At 69.8% G+C, this 24,078-nt stretch carries 21 protein-coding genes and 1 pseudogene; 9 read left to right on the top strand and 13 right to left on the bottom strand.

Annotation, left to right across the window (positions count from 1 at the left end; all coding sequences use genetic code 11):
- Window positions 1-46 precede the first annotated feature (46 nt).
- The 6 genes from HJD23_RS27880 to HJD23_RS27855 form a co-directional block, all read right to left on the bottom strand.
- Window positions 47-2,620 (bottom strand): ADP-ribosyltransferase, encoded by a 2,574-nt coding sequence (locus HJD23_RS27880; protein WP_171134084.1) that lies wholly within the window; start codon window positions 2,618-2,620, stop codon window positions 47-49.
- Window positions 2,617-3,006, bottom strand: a complete 390-nt coding sequence (locus tag HJD23_RS27875) for a DUF6507 family protein (protein ID WP_171134081.1) — start codon at window positions 3,004-3,006, stop codon at window positions 2,617-2,619. Before HJD23_RS27875 ends, HJD23_RS27880 begins: the two co-directional genes overlap by 4 nt.
- Window positions 3,007-3,050: 44 nt before the next feature.
- Window positions 3,051-3,365, bottom strand: a complete 315-nt coding sequence (locus HJD23_RS27870; protein WP_171134147.1) for a pore-forming ESAT-6 family protein — start codon at window positions 3,363-3,365, stop codon at window positions 3,051-3,053.
- Window positions 3,366-3,424: 59 nt separating this feature from the next.
- Window positions 3,425-3,751 carry a hypothetical protein gene (locus tag HJD23_RS27865; protein ID WP_171108878.1) on the bottom strand — a complete coding sequence of 109 codons (327 nt, stop codon included), beginning with the start codon at window positions 3,749-3,751 and terminating at the stop codon, window positions 3,425-3,427.
- Between the two features lie 142 nt (window positions 3,752-3,893).
- Window positions 3,894-5,072, bottom strand: a complete 1,179-nt coding sequence (locus HJD23_RS27860) for a PP2C family protein-serine/threonine phosphatase (RefSeq protein ID WP_171108880.1) — start codon at window positions 5,070-5,072, stop codon at window positions 3,894-3,896.
- Between the two features lie 196 nt (window positions 5,073-5,268).
- Window positions 5,269-6,426 (bottom strand): transposase, encoded by a 1,158-nt coding sequence (locus tag HJD23_RS27855; RefSeq protein WP_240980831.1) that lies wholly within the window; start codon window positions 6,424-6,426, stop codon window positions 5,269-5,271.
- A gap of 269 nt (window positions 6,427-6,695) precedes the next feature.
- On the opposite strand from HJD23_RS27855, the gene HJD23_RS27850 reads away from it, so the two are divergent.
- Window positions 6,696-7,952, top strand: coding sequence for a GNAT family N-acetyltransferase (locus HJD23_RS27850; protein WP_171108883.1), 1,257 nt, complete (start codon window positions 6,696-6,698; stop codon window positions 7,950-7,952).
- A 7-nt stretch (window positions 7,953-7,959) separates the two neighbouring features.
- On the opposite strand, the gene HJD23_RS27845 is transcribed toward HJD23_RS27850, so the two are convergent.
- On the bottom strand, window positions 7,960-8,769 hold the full coding sequence (locus tag HJD23_RS27845; RefSeq protein WP_171108885.1) for an Fpg/Nei family DNA glycosylase: 810 nt from the start codon (window positions 8,767-8,769) through the stop codon (window positions 7,960-7,962).
- Window positions 8,770-8,883: 114 nt separating this feature from the next.
- Entirely contained in the window at window positions 8,884-9,372 is a 489-nt protein-coding gene (locus HJD23_RS27840; RefSeq protein ID WP_171108888.1) for a ribose-5-phosphate isomerase, read from the bottom strand.
- A 217-nt stretch (window positions 9,373-9,589) separates the two neighbouring features.
- Here HJD23_RS27840 and HJD23_RS27835 point away from each other — a divergent pair, with 217 nt between their 5' ends.
- A complete protein-coding gene (locus HJD23_RS27835; protein WP_171108890.1) occupies window positions 9,590-11,068 on the top strand; it encodes an amino acid permease in 1,479 nt (492 codons plus the stop codon).
- Window positions 11,069-11,103: 35 nt separating this feature from the next.
- Here HJD23_RS27835 and HJD23_RS27830 read toward each other — a convergent pair whose 3' ends face one another.
- A complete protein-coding gene (locus HJD23_RS27830; protein WP_240980830.1) occupies window positions 11,104-13,137 on the bottom strand; it encodes a serine/threonine protein kinase in 2,034 nt (677 codons plus the stop codon).
- A gap of 258 nt (window positions 13,138-13,395) precedes the next feature.
- Between HJD23_RS27830 and HJD23_RS27825 the strand changes: the two genes are divergently transcribed.
- Window positions 13,396-14,118: a hypothetical protein gene (locus HJD23_RS27825; protein ID WP_171116365.1), complete on the top strand. Its 723-nt coding sequence runs from the start codon at window positions 13,396-13,398 to the stop codon at window positions 14,116-14,118.
- An 81-nt stretch (window positions 14,119-14,199) separates the two neighbouring features.
- Here the strand turns inward: HJD23_RS27825 and HJD23_RS27820 are convergent, their stop codons facing one another.
- Window positions 14,200-14,784 (bottom strand): biotin transporter BioY, encoded by a 585-nt coding sequence (locus HJD23_RS27820; protein WP_171116366.1) that lies wholly within the window; start codon window positions 14,782-14,784, stop codon window positions 14,200-14,202.
- Between the two features lie 315 nt (window positions 14,785-15,099).
- Between HJD23_RS27820 and HJD23_RS27815 the strand changes: the two genes are divergently transcribed.
- Together HJD23_RS27815 and HJD23_RS27810 are read left to right on the top strand one after the other, a co-directional pair.
- A complete protein-coding gene (locus HJD23_RS27815; RefSeq protein WP_171116368.1) occupies window positions 15,100-16,479 on the top strand; it encodes an amino acid permease in 1,380 nt (459 codons plus the stop codon).
- 107 nt (window positions 16,480-16,586) lie between these two features.
- On the top strand, window positions 16,587-17,228 hold the full coding sequence (locus HJD23_RS27810; protein WP_171116370.1) for a superoxide dismutase: 642 nt from the start codon (window positions 16,587-16,589) through the stop codon (window positions 17,226-17,228).
- Between the two features lie 142 nt (window positions 17,229-17,370).
- On the opposite strand, the gene HJD23_RS27805 is transcribed toward HJD23_RS27810, so the two are convergent.
- A complete protein-coding gene (locus tag HJD23_RS27805; RefSeq protein ID WP_171116371.1) occupies window positions 17,371-18,009 on the bottom strand; it encodes a DsbA family protein in 639 nt (212 codons plus the stop codon).
- A gap of 147 nt (window positions 18,010-18,156) precedes the next feature.
- Here HJD23_RS27805 and pepN point away from each other — a divergent pair, with 147 nt between their 5' ends.
- Together pepN and HJD23_RS27795 are read left to right on the top strand one after the other, a co-directional pair.
- Complete coding sequence (gene pepN, locus HJD23_RS27800) at window positions 18,157-20,733, top strand: aminopeptidase N (protein ID WP_171116374.1); 2,577 nt, start codon at window positions 18,157-18,159, stop codon at window positions 20,731-20,733.
- 213 nt (window positions 20,734-20,946) lie between these two features.
- Entirely contained in the window at window positions 20,947-21,993 is a 1,047-nt protein-coding gene (locus tag HJD23_RS27795) for a hypothetical protein (protein ID WP_171116376.1), read from the top strand.
- 78 nt (window positions 21,994-22,071) lie between these two features.
- On the opposite strand, the gene HJD23_RS27790 is transcribed toward HJD23_RS27795, so the two are convergent.
- Window positions 22,072-22,605 carry a hypothetical protein gene (locus HJD23_RS27790; protein ID WP_171116378.1) on the bottom strand — a complete coding sequence of 178 codons (534 nt, stop codon included), beginning with the start codon at window positions 22,603-22,605 and terminating at the stop codon, window positions 22,072-22,074.
- Between the two features lie 90 nt (window positions 22,606-22,695).
- Here HJD23_RS27790 and HJD23_RS27785 point away from each other — a divergent pair.
- Window positions 22,696-22,843 (top strand): annotated as a pseudogene (locus tag HJD23_RS27785) (IS5/IS1182 family transposase); the annotation flags it as partial.
- 57 nt (window positions 22,844-22,900) lie between these two features.
- Here HJD23_RS27785 and HJD23_RS27780 read toward each other — a convergent pair.
- Window positions 22,901-23,347, bottom strand: a complete 447-nt coding sequence (locus HJD23_RS27780; protein WP_171116380.1) for a DUF1772 domain-containing protein — start codon at window positions 23,345-23,347, stop codon at window positions 22,901-22,903.
- A 91-nt stretch (window positions 23,348-23,438) separates the two neighbouring features.
- On the opposite strand from HJD23_RS27780, the gene HJD23_RS27775 reads away from it, so the two are divergent.
- Window positions 23,439-24,017 carry a TetR/AcrR family transcriptional regulator gene (locus HJD23_RS27775; RefSeq protein ID WP_171116382.1) on the top strand — a complete coding sequence of 193 codons (579 nt, stop codon included), beginning with the start codon at window positions 23,439-23,441 and terminating at the stop codon, window positions 24,015-24,017.
- Window positions 24,018-24,078 lie beyond the last annotated feature (61 nt).

The following is a 24,078-nucleotide window of genomic DNA, read 5'->3' as shown; positions in this document are numbered from 1 at the left end:
GGGGAGGCACACGCGGATCCCGGCTCATGGTCATGCCTTTCCTCTGCTACTTCCTGGGCAGGACTTCGCCGTAGACCTGCACTTGCCCATTCTCCATGAACACCCGGGTCACCCGGTATTCCGTGCCCCGCCCCAGCAGGAGCTCCCGTTCACCCTGGCCGAACTTGCCGACGTTCTCGACCCAGAGGGCCGGCGTTCCCTTGGGAACCCGCAGGTGCAGAATGGCCTCCTCGCCCGCAAAGGCACCGACCGGGTGATTACCGAGCGAAGTCGACATATAACCCTTGTCGTCGTAAGTCTTGCCCAGCATGTCGAACGGGCTGTCCAGCTTGAGGTGCCCGATACCGGTGCCACGGACCACCATCAGGTCCTCCGGAACGGCGTGGCCGGCGAGAGCGCTGTCGACCTCGTCGATGTTGTGCTGGACATAGGGGCTCCACTTCGAAGCGTCGCCCCGCAGGTAGCCGTTCATCTCCTTGTACGTGGCCCACCCATCGGGGTGCGGGGCCGGAAGGCTGTAGTTCGGCTCGTCGGTGTAGTCCCAGACAGCCTGCTTCCGCTCTGCCGGCATGTTGTCCGCGTAGTCGTTCCAGTAGGCCTGGCCGTACGCGATGGCATCGGTGTCTCTCGGGAAGGGAACCGTGCCTTCCGAAATCTCCGCATAGGCGACCCGATGCTTCTCCGCGGTCGATAGCTGCGCCCACTCCTTGTTCGACACGTGCGGCTTGTACTCGAACGGCTCCCCGGCGCCGCCGGGCACATCCGTGCCCTGGTGTCCGGGAGCGACCGGAGCGTCGGTGCCGTGGTGTGCGGCGGCATCCACAGCGGCGTTCCCGACGCCCGCGTGGTCACCCACGTCCACGTGGTCACCGGTGTGCGCCACGTCGTCCGTGTGCCCGGCGCCGTGTGAGGCGTCGTCGGCGTGACCGCCGCCGGGCGCGTCGTGACCCGTGCTGTGCGGGGTGTCCGGGGTTCCGTGGGCGCCGGTGCCCGGAACGTCGGGGCCGCCGGTGTGCGGCGTGGTCGGGACGTCGTGCGCCGGGTGAGCGTCCGCGGTCTGGTGATACCAGGGGGTACCGCCGGGGTGACCGCCGCCCGTGTGGGGCGCGGTGGTCGGCGTCTGGTCGTAGGCGGACGGCGACGGCGCATGATCGTACGAGGACGGCGACGGCGCGTGGCCGTACGGCGCCGAAGTCGACGTCGGGTCGAAGTGCCCGCCCGGGACGGGACCACCGGTGTGCGCCGGGGGTGAGTTGTACTGCCCGGCGCCGCCGACGTTGTCGGCTGTGTGCGTCATGCCGTCGCCCGCATGCACCCCCGCGTGCACCGGCTGCTGGCCGCCCTGGATCGTCCAGTGGGCCGGAAGCGTCGGGCCGGTCGGGGCGCCGGTCTCGTGGGGAACCGGCGTCGTGTCAATGGCGCCGTTGGGCGCGATGAGGTTGCCGTTCGTGTCCATCAGACGGCCGTCGGGCAGGTGGACGGAGCCGTCCGGAAGGGTGGGGATGTCGATGTTGCCGACGCCCTTGAGGCTGGTGGCGATGTCGCCGATCTTCGACAGACCGGCCCCCGCGCCCTTGGCGATGTACGTCATCGGGTCGATGGCCCTCGCCGTCGTCCCCAAAACCCGCGCCACCGCACCGGCCTTGCCCGCACCCGCCACACCGGCGCCCGCACCACCCGTGAAGACGGTCGTGAGCACGTTGAAGGTGACCGCACCGGCCGCCCGGGCGGGGTTCTTGCCCCACTCATCCCACGCCACCAGCGCCTTGCCCGTCTCCTTCATCGCGGTGCGCGAATCACGGATCCAGGACGGCAACTTGTCGTCCGGCAACGCCCAGAACAGGGTGCCCACCCCGGGGATCGAGGAAAGCGCCAGACCGGTCGCCAGCTGCGCCAGGCCCTTCCAGGCCTGGCCCATCGCCTCCCAGCCGCCGAAGCCGACCAGCGTGCCCAGACCCTTGATCGTGCCCCAGATACCGTCGACGATCAGGCCGTCCCACACGAACGACTTCACCCAGTGGCCGACCTCGTACCAGTGATGCTTCTCCTCCACCGGGTCACCCCAGGGAAGCTTCGCATTCTTCATGTCCTCCGCGGAGAACCCGTACTGATCCGCACGCTCCGAACCATCACCGGCCACCATCTGCGTCCCGCCCCACAACGCGGTGATCTTGTTGTGACACGTCCGCTCCGCCGCCCAAAACGCGGCCACCGTCGCGGTGATGTCATCACGCAGCTGGTTGTGCTCGCCGACCTTGTCCTCGTCGTACTCCCACTCGTCATCGTCCCTCACCGAGTCGACGAACGTCTGCGCCTTGGTCTTCAGCTCCTTCAGCCTGTCCCTCAGCGGCCGGATCTCGGTGGCATAAGCCGACAGCGCACCGGAGACGGTCTCCAGATCGTCCGCGAACGCGTCCGCCTTGTCCTTGACCGGCTTGGTCGTGGCGAACAGCTGCTCGGCTTCCGGCGCCTGGTAATACGCCGACAAGCCCTGAAACTGGGAATGCACATCCCTGCCGGCGTCACGGACGTTCCCCGCGTCCGTCTTCAGGGCTGCATAGTCGGTCTCCAACTGCTCCAGGTCACCGGTGAACTGCGGGATCTGCGACGGATTGATCACGCCTCGCCCACCCCCGGCATATCCAGCTTCGGCGCCTTCAACGTATTGCGCTGCGCCTCCGCCGCCATCTCCATGTCACCGTTCAGATACGCCGTCGTCGCATCCACCACACCCTGCAACGACTTACCCGCACGCGCCGCCACGAACTGCAGATCCTTCGACGCACGCTCCGCGTACTGCGACAAGGCCAGAGCCACCAGACCGCCCTGCGCCTTCTCCCCGCCCTCACCGCCACCCTCGGCGGAAATGGTGCCCGCACTCGAAGCCGCCGACGTCAGATGCTCACCGAACGACTTGCCGTACTTCTCGAAGCCCGACGCCGTCTCACCCGTCGTCTTCAGCACACCCGAAATACCCTGCGGCTTCAGATCCCACCCGGGCACCACAAACCCCCGTACCGTCTACAGATCCAGCAACCCGACCGGCCCGCTCAGCCGATGTTGTCCACCGCCGCCTTCGCCCGCGACAACGTCGACTGCGCCGTCGCATCGTTCTTCTCCAGCGTCGTCTTCAGCAACTGAATGATGTTCCGCACCTCCTGCGAAGCACGGTTCCACCGCTGCTCCTTGCCGTGGTACTCATCCGCCACACCATCCGCCGTGAAGTCCGCCATCGCAGCCTTCACCTGACGGTCCCGCTGACCGATGACCTCCTCCAGCCGGCCGATCACCGCCTGAATGTTCGCCTGAGCATCCGTCGACGCACCCGTGTCATACGACCGACGATCCGCACCAGCACCCGCCATCACACACCACTCCCCGAGAAAGAAGACCGAACGAACCGAGCCGAACCGAACCCACAGCCTCAGCGGAACCGCGCCGCATCGAAGTTCGCAGCCCCCATCTGCTGCCGCGCATTGTCACCCTGCTCCTGATCACCCGAGCTGAACGCCGACTCCATACCCGACTGACCACCCAGAATCGCCGACAACGACCCGTTCAGCTCCGCCGTGATCTCATCCGCCCGCGCCTTGAACTGGTCGAACATCGCCCGACCCGTACCGTTGAACTTCCCCTCCAACGGCTGCGCCGCCTGCACCAACTGCCGGATCAGCGTCCCGAGATCATCACTCGACCCCCGCGAATCACGCATCAGCGACGACAGCGTCTGCGCACCCATGTCGAACTTCATACCGAACCCGCCTCCCCCATACGCACATTGGTCTCGCTGAACATTTGTGTCTCCACCATGTTCACAGCCGACCATCGCACCCGCAACCACTCAACTTCACAGCTGCGCTACAGAAGTTCCGCAGGAAGGGTCCCCGCACGGCTCAGCGTGCCGCAGCCGCCGTCGGGCCTTCGCGGCAGATCAGGAGGAGGGCGCGGTCGTCGTTGACGTCCTTCGCGACCGCCTCGATGAGGTGCCAGGCGGCGCCCTGGAAACCGCCGGTGACATAGCGGTCGGCCTCGCCGGTGAGGCGGTCGATGCCCTCGACGATGTCTCGGTCGGAGGTCTCCACCAGACCGTCCGTGAAGAGCATCAATACGTCACCGGGGCGCAAAGAGCCCTTGACGGGGTCGAACTGGGCGCCGTCGTACACGCCCAGGAGCGGCCCCTCGGCCGCCTTCTCCTCCCAGCGGCCGCTGCCCGCGCTGAGCTGGAGCCCTGGCGGATGCCCGGCGGAGTACAGCTCGTAGTCGCCGGAGTCCAGGTCGAGGACGAGGTGGATGGACGTCGCGAAGCCCTCGTCCCAGTCCTGGCGGAGCAGATAGCCGTTGGCGGCCGGGAGGAAGGCGTGCGGGGGCAGGCTGCCCAGCAGGCCGCCGAACGCACCCGACAGCAACAGCGCCCGGGAACCCGCGTCCATGCCCTTGCCGGAGACGTCCGTGAGGACGACCTCCAGGGTGCGGCCGCCGTTCGTACGCGCCGCGACCACGAAGTCGCCCGAGAAGGACTGGCCGCCCGCCGGGCGCAGCGCCATCTCGCGGTGCCAGCCCTGCGGCAGCTTCGGCAGCTTGCTCTGCACCCGGATGCGTTCGCGCAGGTCGAACAGCATCGTGCCGCCGCGCCGCCAGGGCACGCCGACGCGGCTGCGGAACTGGGCGATCAGCAGACCGAAGAAGCCGCACGCGGCGACGACCAGGACGACGCCCGGCGTCACCCGCGACGGGCCCTCCGTGTAGGGGCCGAGCTGTATCGACTCCACGATCAGTGCCGTGGCGGCCGCCGCGTACAGACCGAGCAGGCTGGCCGGGCGCAGCAGCAGGCCGCCCGCGACGATCGGCAGGACCAGCACGGCCGGGGAGCACCACACCGAGTTGGCGAGCGTGCCGGCGGCGATCAGGGGAATGGTGAGGAGCAGACCGGCCAGCGCGACCCAGTCGGAGCCGTCGCCGCGGAAGTAGTCGACGGCGCTTCTGCGCAGGCCGACGCGGGCCCGGTGCCACTTCATCTTCAACCGGGCCGTGAACGTCTCGGCCGCCGCGCGCCGCTCTCGTCCTGCTGCCATTAGTTCGGGACCCTATCCATCGGACCAGTTGCTTGGCACGGGAGGTCCCACTTGTCCCCCGTCCGAGGTTCGACTTCACAGTCATCTTCTCGGCCGTGAACGGCCGAGCTTGTGCGCTCGATCCGTTCACACCTCGTCGCACTCCCGACTGCCCCCTACGACAGGACGGTCACGGGTCGCATCTCCCACCCTCCGGCTAGGCCGGTAGCGGGACGGGCATGGTGACGAATACCCACGCCGAGCGTGCGCGATCACGCACGTTGACCCCGGCGACGACATCGGCCGGACCAGCGAGCCCGCACCGACGACAGCAGAAATGATCACGAGTCGGCCGGTTGGCCCGCTCGGTGTGCCCGCAGCGCGGACAACGCTGCGAGGTGTAGGCCGCATCCACCTCCACAAACGGCACCCTGGCCCACCTGGCCTTGTAGGCCAGGTGCTGCCCGAGCTGATGGAAGGGCCAGGAGGAGAGCGCGCCCCGCTGGTCGCCGCGTAGCCGTACCCGCTCACGGATCCCGCCGAGTTCCTCGACGGCGATCCCGCGACCGGTGCGTTGAGCGACGGACACGATCTCCTTGCTGATCTTGTGGTTCACATGGGTGGCATGACGGCGCTCCTTCTGTGCGCGGCGGGCGAGACGGCGGGTGGCCGAGCGGGTCTGCTTGGCCTGGAGTTCGGCGCGTTTGCGGGCCTGCCAGCGCCGGTAGCGGCCCAGACGACGCCCCTGGTGATTGGTGCCGTCGGAGGTGGTGGCCAGGTTCACGATGCCCCGGTCCACGGCGATCCAGCCGACCGGCTCGTACTCCTCGGGATCCGGAATGTCGCAGGTGGCGACCAGGAACCACTTCCCGCCACGCCGGACGAGATCGCTCTCGCCCTTGCGGTGCGCTACGAGCGTCTTCAGCTGGTCGGGCGAGCAGGCGAAGCGGATGCCCCTCATCCGCCCGTCCACGGTCCAGATGGAGACGGTGCGTGCGTCGTGCTGCCAGGACAGGCAACGGTCGTCGAACGGCTGGGCCGCCTCCGGGCGGAAGACGACCGGCGTGCTGACTGCCTTGCGGTGCCGTCTGGAGGTGGGCGGGCCGAGGTTCCCGGCCCGCAGGTTGGCCTTCAGGGTCGTGTAGGCGTCGACGACCTTCTTCACGACCCGTACCGTCGGCTGCGCGGACAGCCCGAACGTCGCCTTCAGGTCCGCGTACACCTCCTTCTGCAGGCCGTTGCGCTCCTTGAGGTCCTGGGCGAAGGCGACCTGCGAAGCGTAGGTGGCCGCCCGGTTACAGGCACGCAGGGTCGTCTCCAGAGCCGACGCCTGCTCAGGCGTCGGCAGCAGCTTCACCTGCACCACCAGCTTCACGACATCGGACCGTAGTCCGACAACCGCACACGCGATCGCCATTCGCACGACGATCACCACAGCCGGTGACCTGTAGGGCAGTTGTTCGCATTCCCTGGCTCCGCCGGGCAGCCATAGGAACGCTCCGCGCCGGGCAGCAAGCAAACGCGGCGACGTTCCACGTCGCAGGACATCAGAGGAGTCAGTCGGAGTCAGTCAGAGGAGTCGGTCAGAGAGGTGCGGGGGAAATTCCCTCGCTCGTCCCGCAATGCCCTGATAGGCATGGGCCCATGGCAACTGACTTCCTGACCCGCCCGGGTACCGAGCTGCGGGTGCTGCGACCGGACGACTTCGATCCGTGGTACGACACCCTGATCCGCGCCTTCGGCGGGGTGCCGGAGTCCGTCGAGGAGCGGGAGCTGTGGAACGCGCTCACCGAGTTCGACCGTTCGCTGGGGGCGTGGGACGGGGACGCGTGCGTGGGGACGGCAGGGGCGTTCAGTTTCCGGCTGACCGTGCCCGGCGGCGCCTCGGTGCCGGCCGCGGGCATCACCATGGTGAGTGTGGCCGCCACGCACCGCAGGCGCGGCGTGCTGACGTCCATGATGCGGCGGCAGTTGGACGACGTACGTTCCTGGGGCGAGCCGCTGGCCGTCCTGACGGCGTCCGAGCCGCCGATCTACGGTCGCTTCGGCTACGGTGCCGCGACCTTCCATCTGGGCGCCGAGATCGATACGAACCGTGTACGGCTGTCCGTCCCGACCGGTACCGACGACGTACGGCTGCGGTACGCGGCGCCCGCCGACGTCCTCGACGCGTGTGAGGCGGTGTACGCACGGCTGGTGCCGGAGCGGCCCGGGATGCTGTCCCGGCGGCCCGGCTGGGAGCGACTGGGGCTGCTCGATCCGGAGAGCGGGCGGGACGGGGCGTCGCCGCTGCAGTGCGTGGTCGCCGAGCGGGGCGGGGAGACGGTCGGGTACGCGCGCTACCGCGTCAAGGTGGACTGGGAAGTCACCGGGCACAACGGCAGGGTGATCCTGCAGGACCTCGCCGCGCTCGACCCGGCGGCGGACGCGGCGCTGTGGCGTTTCCTGTTCGACATCGACCTCACGTCGACGCTGGTCGTGCGGGGTCGGCCGGTCGACGACGCCTGGCAGTACCTGGTGTCCGACATTCGGCGCTGTCAGCCACGGATGCGGGACTCCTTGTACGTACGGCTGGTTGACGTGAGGGCGGCGCTGGAGGCGCGGACCTACCAGGCGCCCGTGGATGTGGTGTTCGAGGTGGAGGATGCCTTCTGTCCCTGGAACGCGGGGCGGTGGCGGCTTACCGGGGACGCGAAATGGGCGTCCTGTGCGCGTACCTCCGATGCGGCGGATCTCGCGCTGTCCGTACGGGAGTTGGGGGCGGCGTATCTGGGCGGGGTGAGCCTGGTGGCGCTGGCGGCGGCCGGGCGGGTGCGGGAGCTGCGGCGCGGGGCGCTGGCGGAGGCGGCGGTGGGGTTCGGGGCGGCGGCGGTGGCGCCCTGGCTGCCGCATGGCTTCTGATGCGCAGTCAGATTCGCTGGCAGGCCGGGCACCAGAAGAGGTTGCGGGCGGCGAGGCCGGCGGTGCGGATCTCGCCGCCGCAGATGTGGCAGGGCTGGTTCGCCCGGCGGTAGACGTAGACCTCGCCGCCGTGGTCGTCGACGCGGGGTGGGCGGCCCATGGCCTCGGGGGTGTGTTCGGGGCGGACGGTGTCGATGCGGTTGTGCCGTACGCCCTGGCGCATGAGGTCGACGAGGTCGGTCCAGAGCGCGTCCCACTCGGTGGGCGTGATGTCCTTCCCCGGACGGTATGGGTCGATGTGATGACGGAAGAGGACTTCCGCACGGTAGACGTTGCCGACGCCGGCGATGACCTTCTGGTCCATGAGGAGGGCGGCGATCGTGCTGCGGCTGCGGGAGATCCGCCGGTACGCGGCGTCGGGGGCGGCGTCGTCGCGGAGCGGGTCGGGGCCGAGGCGGTCGTGTATCGCCCGCTTCTCCTGCTCGGGGATCAGGGCGCAGGTGGTCGGCCCGCGCAGGTCGACGTAGGCGGTGTCGTTGGCGAGGCGCAGGCGAACGGTGTCGGTGGGCGGCGGGGCGGGGGCGTCACCGAAGGCGACCTTGCCGAACAGGCCCAGGTGGATGTGGACCCAGTCGGCGTCGCGGAAGCGCAGGAAGAGGTGCTTGCCGTGGGCCTCGGTCGTGGTCAGGACGGCCCCGTCCAGGAGGTCCGCGGCGTCGGAGAACTTGCCCTGGGGGCTGGTGACCCGGGGGGCCGTGCCGGAGAAGCGGGCGGCGTAGTCGTGCGCCAGCCGGTGAATCGTGTGCCCCTCTGGCACGGTTCCTGGTCCCTTCCAGCCCCCCGGGGGCAGCAGTCTTAATCCCTGCCGCCCAGCCACGCCTAGCCCGCAGGGGCAGGCTCAATCCTGCTGCCCAGCCTCGCAGGGCCGGTCTCAGTCCTGCTGCGGGTGGTGCGCCGGGATCGGCGGCAGCTCACCCTTCGTCTCGTACGCCGACAGCATCTCGATGCGTCGGACGTGACGCTCCTCGTTCGTGAACGGCGTGTTCAGGAACGTCTCGACGAACTTCGTCGCCTCGTCCAGCGTGTGCATCCGGGCGCCGACCGCGACCACGTTGGCGTTGTTGTGCTGCCGGCCGAGCGACGCCGTCTCCTCGCTCCAGGCCAGCGCCGCGCGGACGCCCTTGACCTTGTTCGCGGCGATCTGCTCGCCGTTGCCGGAGCCGCCGATCACGATGCCCAGGGACTCCGGGTCGGCAGCCGTGCGCTCCGCGGCGCGGAGGCAGAAGGGCGGGTAGTCGTCCTGGGCGTCGTAGATGTGAGGGCCGCAGTCGACGGGGTCGTGACCGGCCGCCCTGAGCCACTCGACGAGGTGGTTCTTCAGTTCGTAGCCGGCATGGTCGGAGCCGAGGTACACGCGCATGGGACGAGTGTGACATGCGCCCGGCGGGGCGGCAGGGCCGGGTGGCCGCCGCCGAAATGTGACCGAAAAGCGTGAGCAACACCACTGAACCTCAGGAAAATCTCAAGTAACGATCTGGAATCAAAGGTTCAAGAATCCATTCACCTCGGATTCACTGGTCCAACTCGTACACCGCTCGTACGGGAAACAGCTCACCCGGCGCAAAGGAAATCCGTCCATGACTTCGCAGCCGACCCTGACGAAGGCCGGAAGCGGCCCCGGGGGCCACGGTGGAACCGGCGATCCCGGTTCCGGAACCGGTCTCCAGGCAGGGCTCAAGAACCGCCATCTGTCGATGATCGCCATCGGCGGTGTCATCGGTGCCGGACTCTTCGTGGGGTCCTCCTCCGGCATCGCCACCGCGGGACCCGGCATCCTCCTCTCGTACGCTCTCGTCGGCACGCTCGTGGTGCTGGTGATGCGCATGCTCGGTGAGATGTCCGCCGCCAACCCGACCTCGGGTTCGTTCTCGGCGCACGCCGACCGGGCGCTCGGGCCCTGGGCCGGGTTCACCATCGGCTGGCTGTACTGGTTCTTCTGGGTCGTGGTGCTGGCCGTGGAGGCGACCGCGGGTGCCGTGATCCTCAACGGGTGGATTCCGGCCGTACCCCAGTGGGGGTGGGCCCTGATCGTGATGGTGGTGCTCACCGCCACCAACCTCGTCTCCGTCGGCTCCTACGGCGAGTTCGAGTTCTGGTTCGCCGGGATCAAGGTCGTGGCGATCGGCGCGTTCATCGTCATCGGCGGTCTGGCCGTCTTCGGGCTGCTGCCCGGCGTCGACAGCGAGCAGGCCGGGCTGGCCAACCTCACCGAGCACGGCGGCTTCCTGCCCAACGGCGCCGGAGCGATCCTGACCGGTGTGCTGCTCGTCGTGTTCTCCTTCATGGGCAGCGAGATCGCCACCCTGGCCGCCGGTGAGTCCGAGGACCCGCAGCGGGCCGTCACCAAGGCCACCAACAGCATCATCTGGCGCGTCGCCGTCTTCTACCTCGGCTCGATCTTCGTCGTCGTGTCCCTGCTGCCGTGGAACGCCCCGTCGATCGAGAAGGACGGCTCGTACGTCGCTGCCCTGGACTCCCTCGGTATCCCGCACGCCGGTCAGATCATGAACTTCATCGTGCTGACCTCGGTGCTGTCCTGTCTCAACTCCGGGCTCTACACCGCCTCCCGCATGGCCTTCTCGCTCGGCCAGCGCGGTGACGCGCCGAGGTCCTTCGCGCGGACCACCGGTCAGGGTGTGCCGCGGACGGCGATCCTCGTGTCCGTCGTCTTCGGCTTCGTGGCCGTCTTCTTCAACTACAAGTTCCCGGACTCCGTCTTCCTGTTCCTGGTGAACTCCAGCGGTGCCGTGGCGCTGTTCGTCTGGCTCGTCATCTGCTTCTCGCAGCTGCGGATGCGGAAGATCATCCAGCGGGAGGCGCCGGAGAAGCTGGTCGTGCGGATGTGGCTGTACCCGTATCTGACCTGGGCCACCGCCGCGTTGATCGTCTTCGTGCTCGGCTACATGCTGACCGACACCGAGCACGACGGACGCAAGACCGTGCTGCTGTCGCTGCTCGTCGCGGCCGTGGTGCTCGCCATCGCCGTGGTCCGGCAGCGGACCTCGAAGAGGGACGCCCTCCAGGCCGAGCTGCAGACCACCAAGGTGCGGGGCTAGGCAGCGCCCGGGGAGAGCTTCACGCCGCTGCACCCTCATAGCAGCGTGAAGCTCTCCTTCACGTCCTCGTAGATCGCCAGTGCTGTGTCCTCCCCGGCCGGCTGGTACCACGTATTGATCTGGTACGACTTCCCCCTCGCGTCGAAGCCCAGCAGCCGGGCGTGCCACGGGACGCCGTCCAGCGTGAAGGTGTACTCCCAGACCACCGCCGGGTAGCCGCGGAACGTCGTCTCCGCCAGGCGGATCTTGCGATAGTCCCGCCCCTGGTGGGCATTGCGTTCCGAGGTGCGCCAGCTGTCCATCAGGTCGCCCCGGGCCAGCGAGGACTTGGCGACCAGTTCCTGGGTGCCGTCGGGAGAGGTGTAGTGCACCTCCGAACCCGTCTTCACATCCCGCCGCCAGCCCTCGGGTGTCACCCACGCATAGCCCCCGGCCTCCTCACGCGCCCCCGGCGGCAGGCTCGGCGGCCGGGACGTGCCCGCGACCGTGGGCGAGGCGGAAGCCCTCGTGGACGCCGCCGGTGGTGTGCCGTCCGCCCGGGTGCCGTCCGGCGCCCTGGATGTCGCCGCCCAGACGATCCCGGCCACCGCGGCAGCCGTCAGCACGCCCGCCACGGCGGCTACCGCCGTCCGACGGGACCGAGGCGACGGCCCGGACGGAACCGCGGGACCGGGCAGTTCGCTCCCCGGCGGTATCTCCCCGGCTCCATGCACTCCCTGAGCCCGCGCCAGGGAAACTCCAGCCTCCGCCCCGGCCCGCCCCACCGGCGGAGGCGTCACCAGAACCGGCGTCGGCGCCTCAGCCGGAGCCGGGGTCGGCGTCGGCGTCGGCGTCGGCAAGGGAACGGACCCCGGCGCCGAACCCGGAACGGGCCATCCCCCGGGCCCTGCCGCCGAACCCGCACCCGCCCCCGACCCCGACGCAGAACCAGAACCCGCCCCCGGCACCGACGGCCCGGCCCCCAGCCCCGGCACCGTCTCGGTCTCCGCCCCCCGCACCGACGGCCCCGCCCCCGGACCCGAACCTGAACCCGGAACGGGCCATACCCCCGGCCCCGACGCAGAACCCGCCCCCGCCCCCGGCACCAACGGCCCGGCCCCCGGCCCCGTCTCAGCCCCGCGCACCGACGGCCCCGCCCCCGGCACCAAACCTGAACCCGGAACGGGCCATACCCCCGGCCCCGGCGCCGAACCCGACCCCGCCCCGGGCACCGACGGCCCGGCCCCCAGCCCCGTCTCAGCCCCCGGCACCGTCTCCGCCCCCGCCCCCACCCCCGGCTCAACCACAACAACCGTCGGCGAAGGCGTGGCCCTCGGTTCCGGAAACGCCACCCCCCGCAGTACCGCCTCCACCTCCCCCACCCCCGGCCGTCCCCCGGGGTCCTTCCGCAGCAGCGCCCCCAGCAGCCCCCTCAACGGACCCGCTGACGGCGGCAGTTCGGGCTCCTCGTACAGCACCGCGTGCAAGGTCGCCAGCGTTGTGTCCCGGGAGAAGGGGGACTGCCCGGCCAGTGCCGCCGACAGCGTCGCCCCGAGCGACCACATGTCCGACGGCGGCCCTTGCGGTCGCCCGGAGATCCGCTCGGGGGCCATGTAATCGGGCGAACCGACCAGCATCCCGGCCATCGTCAGCGCCTTGGCGTCCTGGATCGCCGCGATGCCGAAGTCGGTGAGCACGACCCGCCGTCCGGCCCCCTCGACCAACACGTTCCCCGGCTTGATGTCCCGGTGCAGTACCCCGCGCGCATGCACCTCGCGCAGCGCCTCCACCAGCCCCAGCCCGATCCGGGCGGCCTCGCCCGGCCCGAGCGGCCCGTCCTCGGCCATGATCCGTTCCAGGGAGCGCCCGGCCACCAACTCCATGACGATCCACAGGCGCTCGCCCTCGTCCACCACGTCGTAGACGCGGACGACGTGGGGATGGTCGATCCGCGCCGTGGCCCGCGCCTCGCGCAGGGTGCGTTCGCGGCGAGTGCGGGCGTCCTCGGCGTCCAGACCGTCGATGCGCATTTCCTTGACGGCGACCGGCCGGTCCAGCATTTCGTCGGCGGCTCGCCACACCCGCCCCATTCCCCCCTGCCCAATGCTTTCGACCAACCGATAGCGCCCTGCCACCAGTAACCCTGGAACACCGGAACTTCGCGCATTCCCCGTATTCCCTGTATTCCCCGTATTCCCCGGCAATTCGCTGCACCCCCTCAACGACGCCTCGTATGCAGCGCATTGAAGCACAATGGCCACGCGCCAGGCCGTACCAGCATAGTGCGGAGAAATCTTGTGGTACCTCTTCAAGTACTGCGAATTCAGGCGCAGGCAAGGGGGGCGAACATGAGTTCTCATTCGAAGAGGGGCCGTACTACGGCCATCACCGGATCGCTGGTAGCGGCATCTTTCTCGGCCGCACTGATCCTCTCCGGCACCGCCGGGGCGGACGACCAGGGACCGGGCAGCGACAAGGGGGGAAAGGCCGTCGACAAGGCACCGGCGGGCGTGGAACTGACCACGCTCCTGCCCGAGAAGATCTCGGTCGACAATGATGCGGAGAAAACGGCGGTGACCGCCACGGTGAAGAACGAGGGGGCGCAGGACAGCGGTCCGGTCAAACTCCTGGTCGTCGGTTTCGACGGACTGACGGTCACGAATGTCGAGGGCTGCTCCGCCATACCGGAAAGTGATCTGCCGGAGGGTTCGAACAGCGGTTTCGCCTGCCCGCTGGACAACCTGGCGGCGGGTGCGTCGAAGTCGTACGACGTCGACGCGACCTACGACCTGAGCAAGACCGGAAAGATCTGTCTGCCCGTCCAGAACAGCGACGGGACCAAGACGTTCTGGCAGCAGGGCCCGGTCCCGTTCGGTACGACGAACCCGTCACCGAACGCCCCGGCCACGCCCCTGCTGCTCGGCACCGACAACAAGCCGGTGGCACCGGGCGGCGACGAGCTGCCCAGGACCGGTCCCGTCCGTGACGTCCTGCCGCTGGGCGCGGCCGGCGCGGCGCTGGTCGCGGCGGGGGCGGCGGGACTGTGGTGGTCCCGACGGCAACCGGCGTAAGAGAGCGGCAAGCAGAAAAACACGGAGGGCCGGGAAGCGGCTGATGCGCCGCCCCGGCCCTCCGCAACACCCACCGGGCAATCAGCGCTTGCCGACGAGCTTCCACGCCGCGGGCAGCAGCCCCATCGCCAGCGCCGCCTTCACCGCGTCCCCGATCAGGAACGGCGTGAGCCCGGCCGCGATCGCGGCTGAGGCGGACATGCCGGTGGCGAGGGCCAGGTACGGGACGCCGACGGCGTAGATGATCGCCTCGCCCAGGAGCATCGCGCCCGCCATCCGCCACGGCGAGCGGTCGGCGCCCCGGCGGGCCAGTGCGCCGACGGCGGTGGCGGCCAGCAGCAGGCCGATGATGTAGCCGAAGGACGGGGCGGCCGCGCCCGAGCCGCCGTCCGCGAACCACGGCACACCGGCGACACCGGCGAGCGCGTACAGCGCGAGCGAGAGGAAGCCGCGCCCGGCGCCGAGGGCGGTGCCGACGAGCAGCGCGGCGAAGGTCTGGCCGGTCACCGGCACCGGGGTGCCCGGGATCGGCACGGCGAGCTGGGCCGCGAGGCCGGTGAGCACGGCGCCACCCAGGACGAGCGCGACATCGCGGACGCGGGAGGCGGGGAGCAGGTCGGCGAGGACCTGGCCCGGGCGGGCGGGGAGGGCGGCAGCGGTGCTCATGGGGACTCCGCGAGTGAGGGCGGTTCAGGACACCGTGACGCTAACCCAGGGCCCCGGGGCCGACCACCGTCACCGCCCGACAAAGGCGCCGGCGCGGCTGTGGTGGGCTCCTTACAAAGAGTGGTGGTTACACGTGAACGGGCGTGATACCGGTCACTGAGGTGGCGACGTATGGCTCACTCGGGAGGGGTGGGACGGGGTCTGTAGGGTCTCGCCAAATGGGCGGGCGCGGGGGCACGCCACCCCGGCCTCTACACTTCGTCCGGTTGTCCCCATTGTCCCCTGTCCCCTCACGTACTGGACGAGCCGCACCCCATGTCCCGCACCACCCCCGTAGAGGCCCCGCCCGAGGCGGACGCGTCCCTGTCCCACGGACTCAAGCAGCGCCATCTGTCGATGATCGCCCTCGGGGGCGTGATCGGCGCCGGGCTGTTCGTCGGCTCCGGCGCGGGGATCGCCGCCGCCGGGCCGTCGATCGTCGTCGCCTACATCCTCTCCGGCCTCCTGGTGATGCTGGTGATGCGGATGCTGGGCGAGATGTCGGCCGCGTATCCGTCGTCGGGGTCGTTCTCCGCGCATGCCGAGCGGGCGATCGGGCCGTGGGCCGGGTTCACCGCGGGCTGGGCGTTCTGGGTGCTGCTGTGCACGGCCGTCGGGCTGGAGGGCATCGGCGCCGCGAAGATCGCCGCCGGCTGGCTGCCGGGCACGCCGGAGTGGGCGTGGGTGGCGCTGTTCATGCTGGTGTTCTGCGGGACGAACCTCGCCGCCGTGAGGAACTTCGGTGAGTTCGAGTTCTGGTTCGCCGCACTGAAGGTCGGCGCGATCACGCTGTTCCTGGCGCTGGGCGTGCTGGCGATCGCGGGTGTGCTGCCCGGTACGGACTCCCCCGGCGCGAGCAATCTGACGGACTTCCTGCCGGGCGGCGGCGAGGGGCTGGTGATCGGCCTGCTCGCCTCGGTGTTCGCCTACGGCGGTCTGGAGACCGTCACCATCGCGGCGGCCGAGTCGGAGGACCCGGTGCGGGGTGTGGCGAGCGCGGTCCGTACGGCGATGTGGCGCATCGCGCTGTTCTACATCGGCTCGATGGCGGTCGTCGTCACTCTCGTCCCGTGGGACTCGAAGGCCGTCGTCGAGGACGGCCCGTACGTCGCCACGCTCGACCACCTGGGCATCCCGGGCGCCGGGCAGCTGATGAACGTGGTGGTGCTGGTCGCGCTGCTGAGCGCGATGAACGCCAACATCTACGGCGCCTCGCGCATCGCCTACTCGCTGGTGCGGCGCGACCAGGGACCGAAGGCGCTGGGGCGGGTGTCGGGCGGGGTGCCGCGGATCGCGGTGCTCGCGTCCTGCTTCTTCGGTTTCGTGTGTGTGGCGCTCAGCTACTGGCGGCCGGACGACGTCTTCCCCTGGCTGCTGAACATGATCGGCGCGGTCATCCTGGTCGTCTGGATCTTCATCGCCGTCTCGCAGCTGCGGCTGCGCCGCCGGCTGGAGCGGGAGGCGCCGGAGAAGCTGGTCGTGCGGATGTGGGCGTTCCCGGTGCTGACCTGGGTGGCGCTGGCGGGCATGGTGGCGATCTTCGTACTGATGGCCCGGGAGCCGGGCACGCGGGTGCAGTTGTACTCGACGGGCGGGATGACCCTGTTCCTGGCGGCGGTCGGCTACGCCTGGCAGCGGGCGCGCGCCCGGCGCTGACGCCACTCGACCGTCCGAAAGGGCCCCCACGTGCATACGTGGAGGCCTTCTTCTTGCTAGGTTGTAGTTGCAAGTTAGTTGCAATAAGAGCTCGGAGGGGACCCTTCATGCCCGTCTACACGCTGCCTGACCTGCCGTACGACTACTCCGCACTCGCCCCCGTGATCAGCCCCGAGATCATCGAGCTGCACCACGACAAGCACCACGCGGCCTATGTGAAGGGGGCGAACGACACGCTGGAGCAGCTCGCCGAGGCGCGGGACAAGGAGCAGTGGGGCTCGATCAACGGCCTGGAGAAGAACCTGGCCTTCCACCTCTCCGGGCACATCCTGCACTCCATCTACTGGCACAACATGACCGGCGACGGCGGCGGCGAGCCCCTGGAGAAGGACGGCGTGGGCGAGCTGGCGGGCGCGATCGCCGAGTCCTTCGGGTCCTTCGCGAACTTCAAGGCGCAGCTGTCCAAGGCCGCGGCCACCACGCAGGGCTCCGGGTGGGGCGTACTGGCGTACGAGCCGCTGAGCGGTCGCCTCATCGTCGAGCAGGTGTACGACCACCAGGGCAATGTCGGACAGGGTGCCACGCCGATCCTGGTCTTCGACGCCTGGGAGCACGCCTTCTACCTGCAGTACAGGAACCAGAAGGTCGACTTCATCGAGGCCATGTGGCAGGTCGTCAACTGGCAGGACGTCGCGAGGCGTTACGAGGCCGCCAAGTCCCGCACGGACGTGCTGCTCCTGGCGCCCTGAGCGCGCCGCCCTGATCGCCCTGCCTCGTGATCGTCCTGCCTCGTGATCGTCCTGCCTCGTGATCGTCTTCTCACCCTTCACGCGGGCAGGCGGAAAGAAGAAGGCCCCCGCGAGGACGTGACTCGCGGGGGCCTTCCGGTGCTCAGAGGTTGCTGAAGTCCGGGCCCTTGGTACGGGTGCGCTTGATTTCGTAGAAGCCGGGGACCGAGGCCACCGCGAGGGTGCCGTCCCACAGGCGGGCGGCCTCCTCGCCCTTGGGGGCCGGGGTGACGACCGGGCCGAAGAAGGCGACCTCCTGGCCGTCGGGGCCGGGGACCGAGATGACCGGCGTGCCAACCTCCTGGCCGACCTTGTCGATGCCCTCCTTGTGGGAGGCGCGCAGCTCGGGCTCGTAAGGGGTGGAGTCCCAGTGGTCCATGAGGGACTCGGGCAGGCCCACGTCCTTCAGGGCGGCGGCGACCGTCTCCTTCTCCGCGCCCTGGCCCTCGTTGTGGATGCGGGTGCCGAGCGCGGTGTAGAGGTCGCCGAGCACCTCGGCGCCGTGCTCCTGCTGCGCCGCGATGACGACCCGTACCGGGCCCCACGCCTTGGTGGCGAGCATCTCGCGGTACTCCTCGGGGAGTTCGTCCAGCTTGTCCTCGTTCAGCACGGCAAGGCTCATCAGATGCCAGCGGACCTCGACGTCACGGACCTTCTCCACCTCCAGCACCCATCGGGAGGTCATCCAGGCCCAAGGGCACAGCGGGTCGAACCAGAAGTCGACAGGGGTCTTGTCCGACATTTCTCTCCTCATGAGGAAGCGATTCTCCCGGGGAATGTCCGCACAACACCGCCACCCGTCCCACCATTCCCGGCTGCCCCGGATCAGCAGCGCATGGCAGGATCGGTGCTGTCCGCATACTGAACACCACCCGAGGGAGTGCCGCCCGTGCCCGGTGAGAATCTGTCCCGCGACGAGGCCCGGGAGCGGGCCGCCCTGCTGGCCGTCGACGGGTACGACGTGTTCCTCGACGTGCGTTCCGCCGTCGGCGACGGGAACGGCGAGCCGCGCACCTTCCGCTCGGTCACCACGATCCGGTTCCGCTGTGCCGAGCCGGGCGCGGCGAGCTTCGCCGACCTGATCGCGCCGAGCGTCACCGCCCTCTCCCTCAACGGCCGCGACCTCGACCCCAGCGAGGTCTTCGACGGCTCCCGGATCCTGCTGGAGGACCTCGCCGCCGACAACGAGCTGACCGTCGACGCCCAGTGCGCCTACTCCCGCACCGGCGAGGGCCTGCACCGCTTCGTCGACCCCGAGGACGGCGAGGTCTACCTGTACACGCAGTACGAGCCGGCCGACGCGCGGCGGGTCTTCGCGGGCTTCGAGCAGCCGGACCTGAAGGCGCCCTTCCGCTTCGAGGTGCGGGCGCCGGAGGGCTGGACGGTGTGGAGCAACGGCGTCGGCGAGCGCACCGACGGGGTGTGGCGGTTCGCCGAGACGAAGCCCATCTCGACGTACATCACCTGCGTGGTGGCGGGCCCGTACCACTACGTCACGGACTCCTACACCCGTACGTTCGACGACGGTACGAAGCTGGAGATCCCGCTCGGCGCGATGTGCCGCAAGGGCCTCGCGCCCTACTTCGACGCCGACGACGTCTTCCTGGTCACCAAGCAGGGCCTGGACTTCTTCCACGACCACTTCGACTACCCGTACCCGTTCGGCAAGTACGACCAGGCGTTCGTGCCCGAGTACAACCTCGGCGCGATGGAGAACCCGGGGCTGGTGACCTTCAGGGAGGAGTTCATCTTCCGCGGGAAGGTCACGCAGGCGTCGTACGAGAACCGGGCGAACGTCGTCCTGCACGAGATGGCCCACATGTGGTTCGGCGACCTGGTCACCATGGAGTGGTGGGACGACCTGTGGCTGAAGGAGTCCTTCGCGGACTTCATGGGCGCCTTCTCCCTGGTCGGCGCCACCCGCTTCAAGGACGGCTGGATCACCTTCGCCAACCGCCGCAAGGCGTGGGCCTACCGCGCCGACCAACTCCCCTCCACCCACCCCATCACCGCCGACATCCGCGACCTGCAGGACGCCAAGCTCAACTTCGACGGCATCACGTACGCCAAGGGCGCCTCCGTGCTCAAGCAACTGGTGGCGTACGTCGGTCAGGACGCGTTCCTGGAGGGCGCGCGGCGCTACTTCAAGCGGCACGCGTACGGCAACACCCGCCTCGCCGACCTGCTGTCGGTACTGGAGGAGACCAGCGGCCGGGACATGGCGGCGTGGGCGCGGTCCTGGTTGCAGCAGGCCGGGGTCAACTCGCTCACCCCGCAGGTCCTGCTGGACGCGCAGGGCCGGATCGACGAACTGGCCGTGGTGCAGGAGGCCGCGGAGTCGCACCCGGAGCTGCGGCCGCACCGGGTGGCGATCGGCCTGTACCGGCGTACGGACGCGGGGGCGCTGCAGCGGTACGCGCGCGCCGAGGTGGACGTGCACGGCGCGCGCACGGTCGTGGCGGAGCTGGCCGGAGCCGACGCGCCCGAGCTGGTGCTGGTCAACGATGACGACCTGACGTACTGCAAGATCCGCCTGGACGAGACGTCCCTCGACACGCTGCGACAGCACCTGGGCGCGCTGACCGACCCGCTGGCGCGCGCCCTGTGCTGGTCGGCGCTGTGGAACATGACCCGGGACGCGCTGCTGCCGGCGCGGGACTTCGTGGACCTGGTGCTGCGGTTCGCGGGGCGCGAGTCCGAGATCGGGGTGCTGCAGATGCTGCACGCCTGGGCCGAGTCGGCGCTTCAGCACTACGCGGCGCCCGACTGGCGCGAGACCGGCGGCCGGCTGCTCGCCGAGGGCGCGCGGCGCGAGCTGTACGACGCCGAGCCGGGCAGCGAGCACCAGCTGGCGTGGGCCCGTTTCTACGCGCGCGTGGCCGAGGATCCGGTCGGCCTGAAGCTGCTGCGGGATCTGCTGGACGGCGCGGCGGCCATCGCGGGCCTCGACGTCGACCAGGAGCTGCGGTGGGCGTTCCTGGAGCCGCTCGCCGCGCACGGGGTCGCCGACGAGAAGGTGCTGGCCGCGGAGTTGGCCCGGGACGACACCGCCTCCGGCAAGCGCCACCAGGTGCGCTGCCTGGCCGCCCGCCCGTCGCAGGCCGTCAAGGCGCAGGCGTGGGCGCAGGTCGTGGAGTCCGACGCGCTGTCCAACGCGCTGGTCGAGGCGACGATCGCGGGCTTCGCGCAGGCCTCGCAGCGGGAGCTGCTGGCGCCGTACGCCGAGAAGTACTTCGCCGCGATCGAGCGGGTGTGGACCGAGCGGTCGATCCAGATCGGCATGGACGTGGTGCGCGGGCTGTTCCCGGCGCTGCAGGACTCGCCGGAGACGCTGGCGGCGACGGACGCGTGGCTGGCGGCGCACGAGGGAGCCGCCCCGGCCCTGCGCCGACTGGTCCTGGAGGCCCGGGACGATCTGGCGCGGGCGCTGCGGGGGCAGGCGTGTGACGCGGCAGCGGACAGCTGACCAGCAGCTTTGGCCTGAGCTTTGGCCGTTGGTCACCGTTACGAAATTCAGGCAACAGTAGCCGTAACCCCTGGTCCGCACCCGAACGGACCAGGGGTTTTGGCTGCCCACTCGGCATCCGAACACGCGTCCTTTAGGGCGAGCTTGTCCCGTTTTGTCGACGGCCGTGTAACAACGGTTAAAGGGCCGATCGGCCGCGGGAATCCCCGGGTCATGAACCACGACACCCCGCTCTCCCCCCGCCCCCTGCACCACCTGTCCGACGGCCGGCGTCGGGTCATGACGGCCGCCCAGCTGCGGGCGCACGGTGTCTCGGCCGCCGAGACCAACGACCACTGCAAGCCCGGCGGCCCCTGGCAGCAGCTGCTCCCGGGCGTCTACCTGCTCCACCCCGGCCCGCCGACCAGCGAGGAACGGCTGCACGCGGTGCTGATGTACGCGGCCCGGCAGCCCTCCCCCGCGGTTCCGGCGCAGCCCGGCGCCGAGGAGCAGCGCCCGCCGTACCCGGAGGCGATGATCACCGGCCTCGCCGCGCTCAACCTGCACGGCTTCGCCGCCGTCCCCCCACTGCCCTCCCTGGACCGCATCGACGTCCTGGTCCCCCGGCTGCGCCGGCTCCGCTCGACGGGCTGCGTCCGCGTGCTGCGCACCACCGCGCTGCCCACGCCGCAAGTGCGCACGGGCCTGCCGGTCGCGCCGGTGCCGCGCGCCCTGGCGGACGCGGTGGCCGACCTCGCGGACGCCGGGGCGGTGCGGCGGCTGCTCACCGAGGCGGTGCGCGGCGGGCACTGCGAACCGGCGGCGGTCGTCCGGGCGTTGAACCAGGCCAGGCTGCTGAGCCGTCCGCATGTGGTGGACGCCGTGGACTCGCTGCTGGCGGAAGGGCGGGCGATCGCGGAGGACCGCCTCTACACCATGGTCCGGGAGTACGGCCTGCCCGACCCGGTGTGGAACGTCGACCTTCGCCTGCCCGGCGGCCCGCACCTCGGCGGCCTGGACGCCTACTGGCCGGAGCACGCGGTGGCGCTGGAACTGGACACCCGCGCCCCCCGCCCGGGCCATCAGCAGGAGGACGACGCCCTGTGGTCCGAGTACGCCCGCAAGCGTGAGCACCTGGAGCGGCTGGGCATCACGGTCGTACACATCACGCCGAAGAAGCTGCGGGACGCGATGGAACAGCAGGCGACGGTCGTACGCACGGCACTGATGGCGTCGGCGGAACGGGATCCGGCGGCGTATGTGGTGGTGCTGCCCCGGTAGTGACGGACCGGGACCGCATCAGGAGGGGAGAGGAGGGGCCGCCCGGGCCGATACCGGGCGGCCCCTCCTCATGTCCGGCTACTGGTCCACGCCGGACAGAGCATTGGCGATCAGGCGGGCGGCGAAGTCACGGTCGTCGGTGATCCGGTTGATGTGCTCGGCGAGCAGCAGGGCGGTGGCTTCCAGCGCGTTCATCTCGTCATCGGTCCAGTCCCCGTACTGCATGCGCCACAGGCTGGGGCTCAGGCCTGTACCTGCCGCGATGACCAGGCCGGCCATGGTGGGGATGGCCTCGGGGCGAACGCTCTTGCGCATCATGCGCATCGAGGCCACGAGGCTCGGCACCACGTACTCGATGACGTCCCTGTCGTGGTCCTCGTGCGCCCTGCGCAGCCACTGCATGAACATGTAGATGAGCGTGCACACGCCGTCCAGCAGGTCATCGACTCCGCCGGGACCCAAGGAAGCGACGGCCTGCTCGGTCAGCGCTTGTTGTTCGGTGTCGGTCTGAGTCTTGTCGTCGTAGATGGCTTTGAGCCGAGAGTCGACCATCATGAGCGCCGCGCCCACATCGCCGACGGGAGCGTGCTCGGGGTCGCAGGGCGATGACACAGGATTCCTCCTCGGGTGACCGTGGGCAACGCGGCGTTTTCGTACGGTAGCCCGTCGGTGATGCGAGGGTCCGACGAATCCCGAAGGTCCATCTCGCGGACGCGGTCGCCGGTCGAGCGCCTGATCAACAAGCTCAAGGGGTGGCGGGGCATCGCGACCCGCTACGACAAGACCCCGGAAAGCTACCGCCGGGCTTCACCTGTGCGCCTCGGTGATCTGGATCAAAGACCTCACCTGAACCAGAGCCGAGAGCCGCGCAGGTCATCGAGGGAATGTCGGGAGTCGGCCCGCAGGGTCAGATGAGGGCGGCGACCAGCAGGGCGAAGGCGGCGATGATGACGGCGACGCGGACGTAGTGGAAGCGGTCCCAGCGGTTCATCTGCTCCTTCCAGTCCTCGGGCCGGTTCTCGGGGGTCCACGTCTTGCCCCGGTTGTTGATCGGGACGAGCAGCAGAAGCGACATGATCACGCTGAGGATCAGCAGCGCGCCGGCGGTGACGACGAGGCCGGTGCCGTGGTGGTGCCATCCGGCGATGGCCCAGACCACGACGAGGACGAGCGAGGTGATGTACCAGACCGGCATCACGGCGCCGAGCATCCGCCCCCCGTGGGCGCGGCCGAGTTGGCCACTGTCCTCGGGGAGTGCGTTGAGGATCGGGTTGATGACGAAGGCGACGGAGAACTCCACCCCCACCATCACGCCGACGACCACGGTGGTGAAGACCTCGAGTGCGTTGAGCATGATGACCCCTCCTGGGATCTAGCGTCGCTAGCTGATGAGGCAACGCTAGTGCTGCCGTCGCTCGCTTGTCTAGCGATGCTAGGATCGGGTCATGTCGGTACAGGAACGCAAGCAGCGCGAACGGGCGGACCGCGAACGCCTCATCGTGGCGACGGCCCGCGAACTCGCCGAGCAGCAGGGCTGGGACGCGGTCACCACCCGCCGGCTCGCCGAGCGCATCGAGTACAGCCAGCCCGTCCTCTACAGCCACTTCCGCGGCAAGCGCGAGATCATCGGCGCCGTCGCGCTCGAGGGCGCCGCCGAGATGGCCGCTGCGGTGCGGGCCGCGGCCTCCGCCGCGGACGACCCCCGCACCCGGGTCGCCGCCCTCGCCCGCACCTACCTCGACTTCGCCGCACGCAACCCGGCGGTCTACGACGCCATGTTCCAGCTCGACGGCGGCCTGGCGTTCGCGAACGAGGACACCCCACTACCTCTGAAGGACGCCTTCGCCGCCCTGCTGGAGACTCTCGGCGAGGTCGCCGGCGACGGCGTCCACCCGGCACTGTTCACCGAGCTGTTCTGGGCAGCCCTGCACGGGCTGGCCACCCTGACCCGGGCGGGACGGCTGCCGCCTGGAGACGCCGAGCGGAGGGTGGAACTGCTGGTGGACCGGCTCGCCATGGTCTGACACACCGTCCCGGCAGGCACGCAGTCGGGGTCCTCGGGCCCCGTTGCCTGCCTCCGGCATC

This window comes from Streptomyces sp. Z423-1 (assembly GCF_013009255.1).
Lineage (GTDB): Bacteria > Actinomycetota > Actinomycetes > Streptomycetales > Streptomycetaceae > Streptomyces > Streptomyces gossypiisoli.
This window is presented reverse-complemented; position numbering and strand designations above follow the sequence as displayed.

What these genes read in the sequence shown, in the direction of transcription:
- HJD23_RS27870 (WP_171134147.1), bottom strand. Translation starts at nt 3,365, where the DNA reads ATGGCGGGTGCTGGTGCGGATCGTCGGTCGTATGACACGGGTGCGTCG.
- HJD23_RS27865 (WP_171108878.1), bottom strand. Translation starts at nt 3,751, where the DNA reads ATGAAGTTCGACATGGGTGCGCAGACGCTGTCGTCGCTGATGCGTGAT.
- HJD23_RS27860 (WP_171108880.1), bottom strand. Translation starts at nt 5,072, where the DNA reads ATGGCAGCAGGACGAGAGCGGCGCGCGGCGGCCGAGACGTTCACGGCC.
- HJD23_RS27850 (WP_171108883.1), top strand. Translation starts at nt 6,696, where the DNA reads ATGGCAACTGACTTCCTGACCCGCCCGGGTACCGAGCTGCGGGTGCTG.
- HJD23_RS27840 (WP_171108888.1), bottom strand. Translation starts at nt 9,372, where the DNA reads ATGCGCGTGTACCTCGGCTCCGACCATGCCGGCTACGAACTGAAGAAC.
- HJD23_RS27835 (WP_171108890.1), top strand. Translation starts at nt 9,590, where the DNA reads ATGACTTCGCAGCCGACCCTGACGAAGGCCGGAAGCGGCCCCGGGGGC.
- HJD23_RS27830 (WP_240980830.1), bottom strand. Translation starts at nt 13,137, where the DNA reads ATGGGGCGGGTGTGGCGAGCCGCCGACGAAATGCTGGACCGGCCGGTC.
- HJD23_RS27825 (WP_171116365.1), top strand. Translation starts at nt 13,396, where the DNA reads ATGAGTTCTCATTCGAAGAGGGGCCGTACTACGGCCATCACCGGATCG.
- HJD23_RS27820 (WP_171116366.1), bottom strand. Translation starts at nt 14,784, where the DNA reads ATGAGCACCGCTGCCGCCCTCCCCGCCCGCCCGGGCCAGGTCCTCGCC.
- HJD23_RS27815 (WP_171116368.1), top strand. Translation starts at nt 15,100, where the DNA reads ATGTCCCGCACCACCCCCGTAGAGGCCCCGCCCGAGGCGGACGCGTCC.
- HJD23_RS27810 (WP_171116370.1), top strand. Translation starts at nt 16,587, where the DNA reads ATGCCCGTCTACACGCTGCCTGACCTGCCGTACGACTACTCCGCACTC.
- HJD23_RS27805 (WP_171116371.1), bottom strand. Translation starts at nt 18,009, where the DNA reads ATGTCGGACAAGACCCCTGTCGACTTCTGGTTCGACCCGCTGTGCCCT.
- HJD23_RS27795 (WP_171116376.1), top strand. Translation starts at nt 20,947, where the DNA reads ATGAACCACGACACCCCGCTCTCCCCCCGCCCCCTGCACCACCTGTCC.
- HJD23_RS27780 (WP_171116380.1), bottom strand. Translation starts at nt 23,347, where the DNA reads ATGCTCAACGCACTCGAGGTCTTCACCACCGTGGTCGTCGGCGTGATG.
- HJD23_RS27775 (WP_171116382.1), top strand. Translation starts at nt 23,439, where the DNA reads ATGTCGGTACAGGAACGCAAGCAGCGCGAACGGGCGGACCGCGAACGC.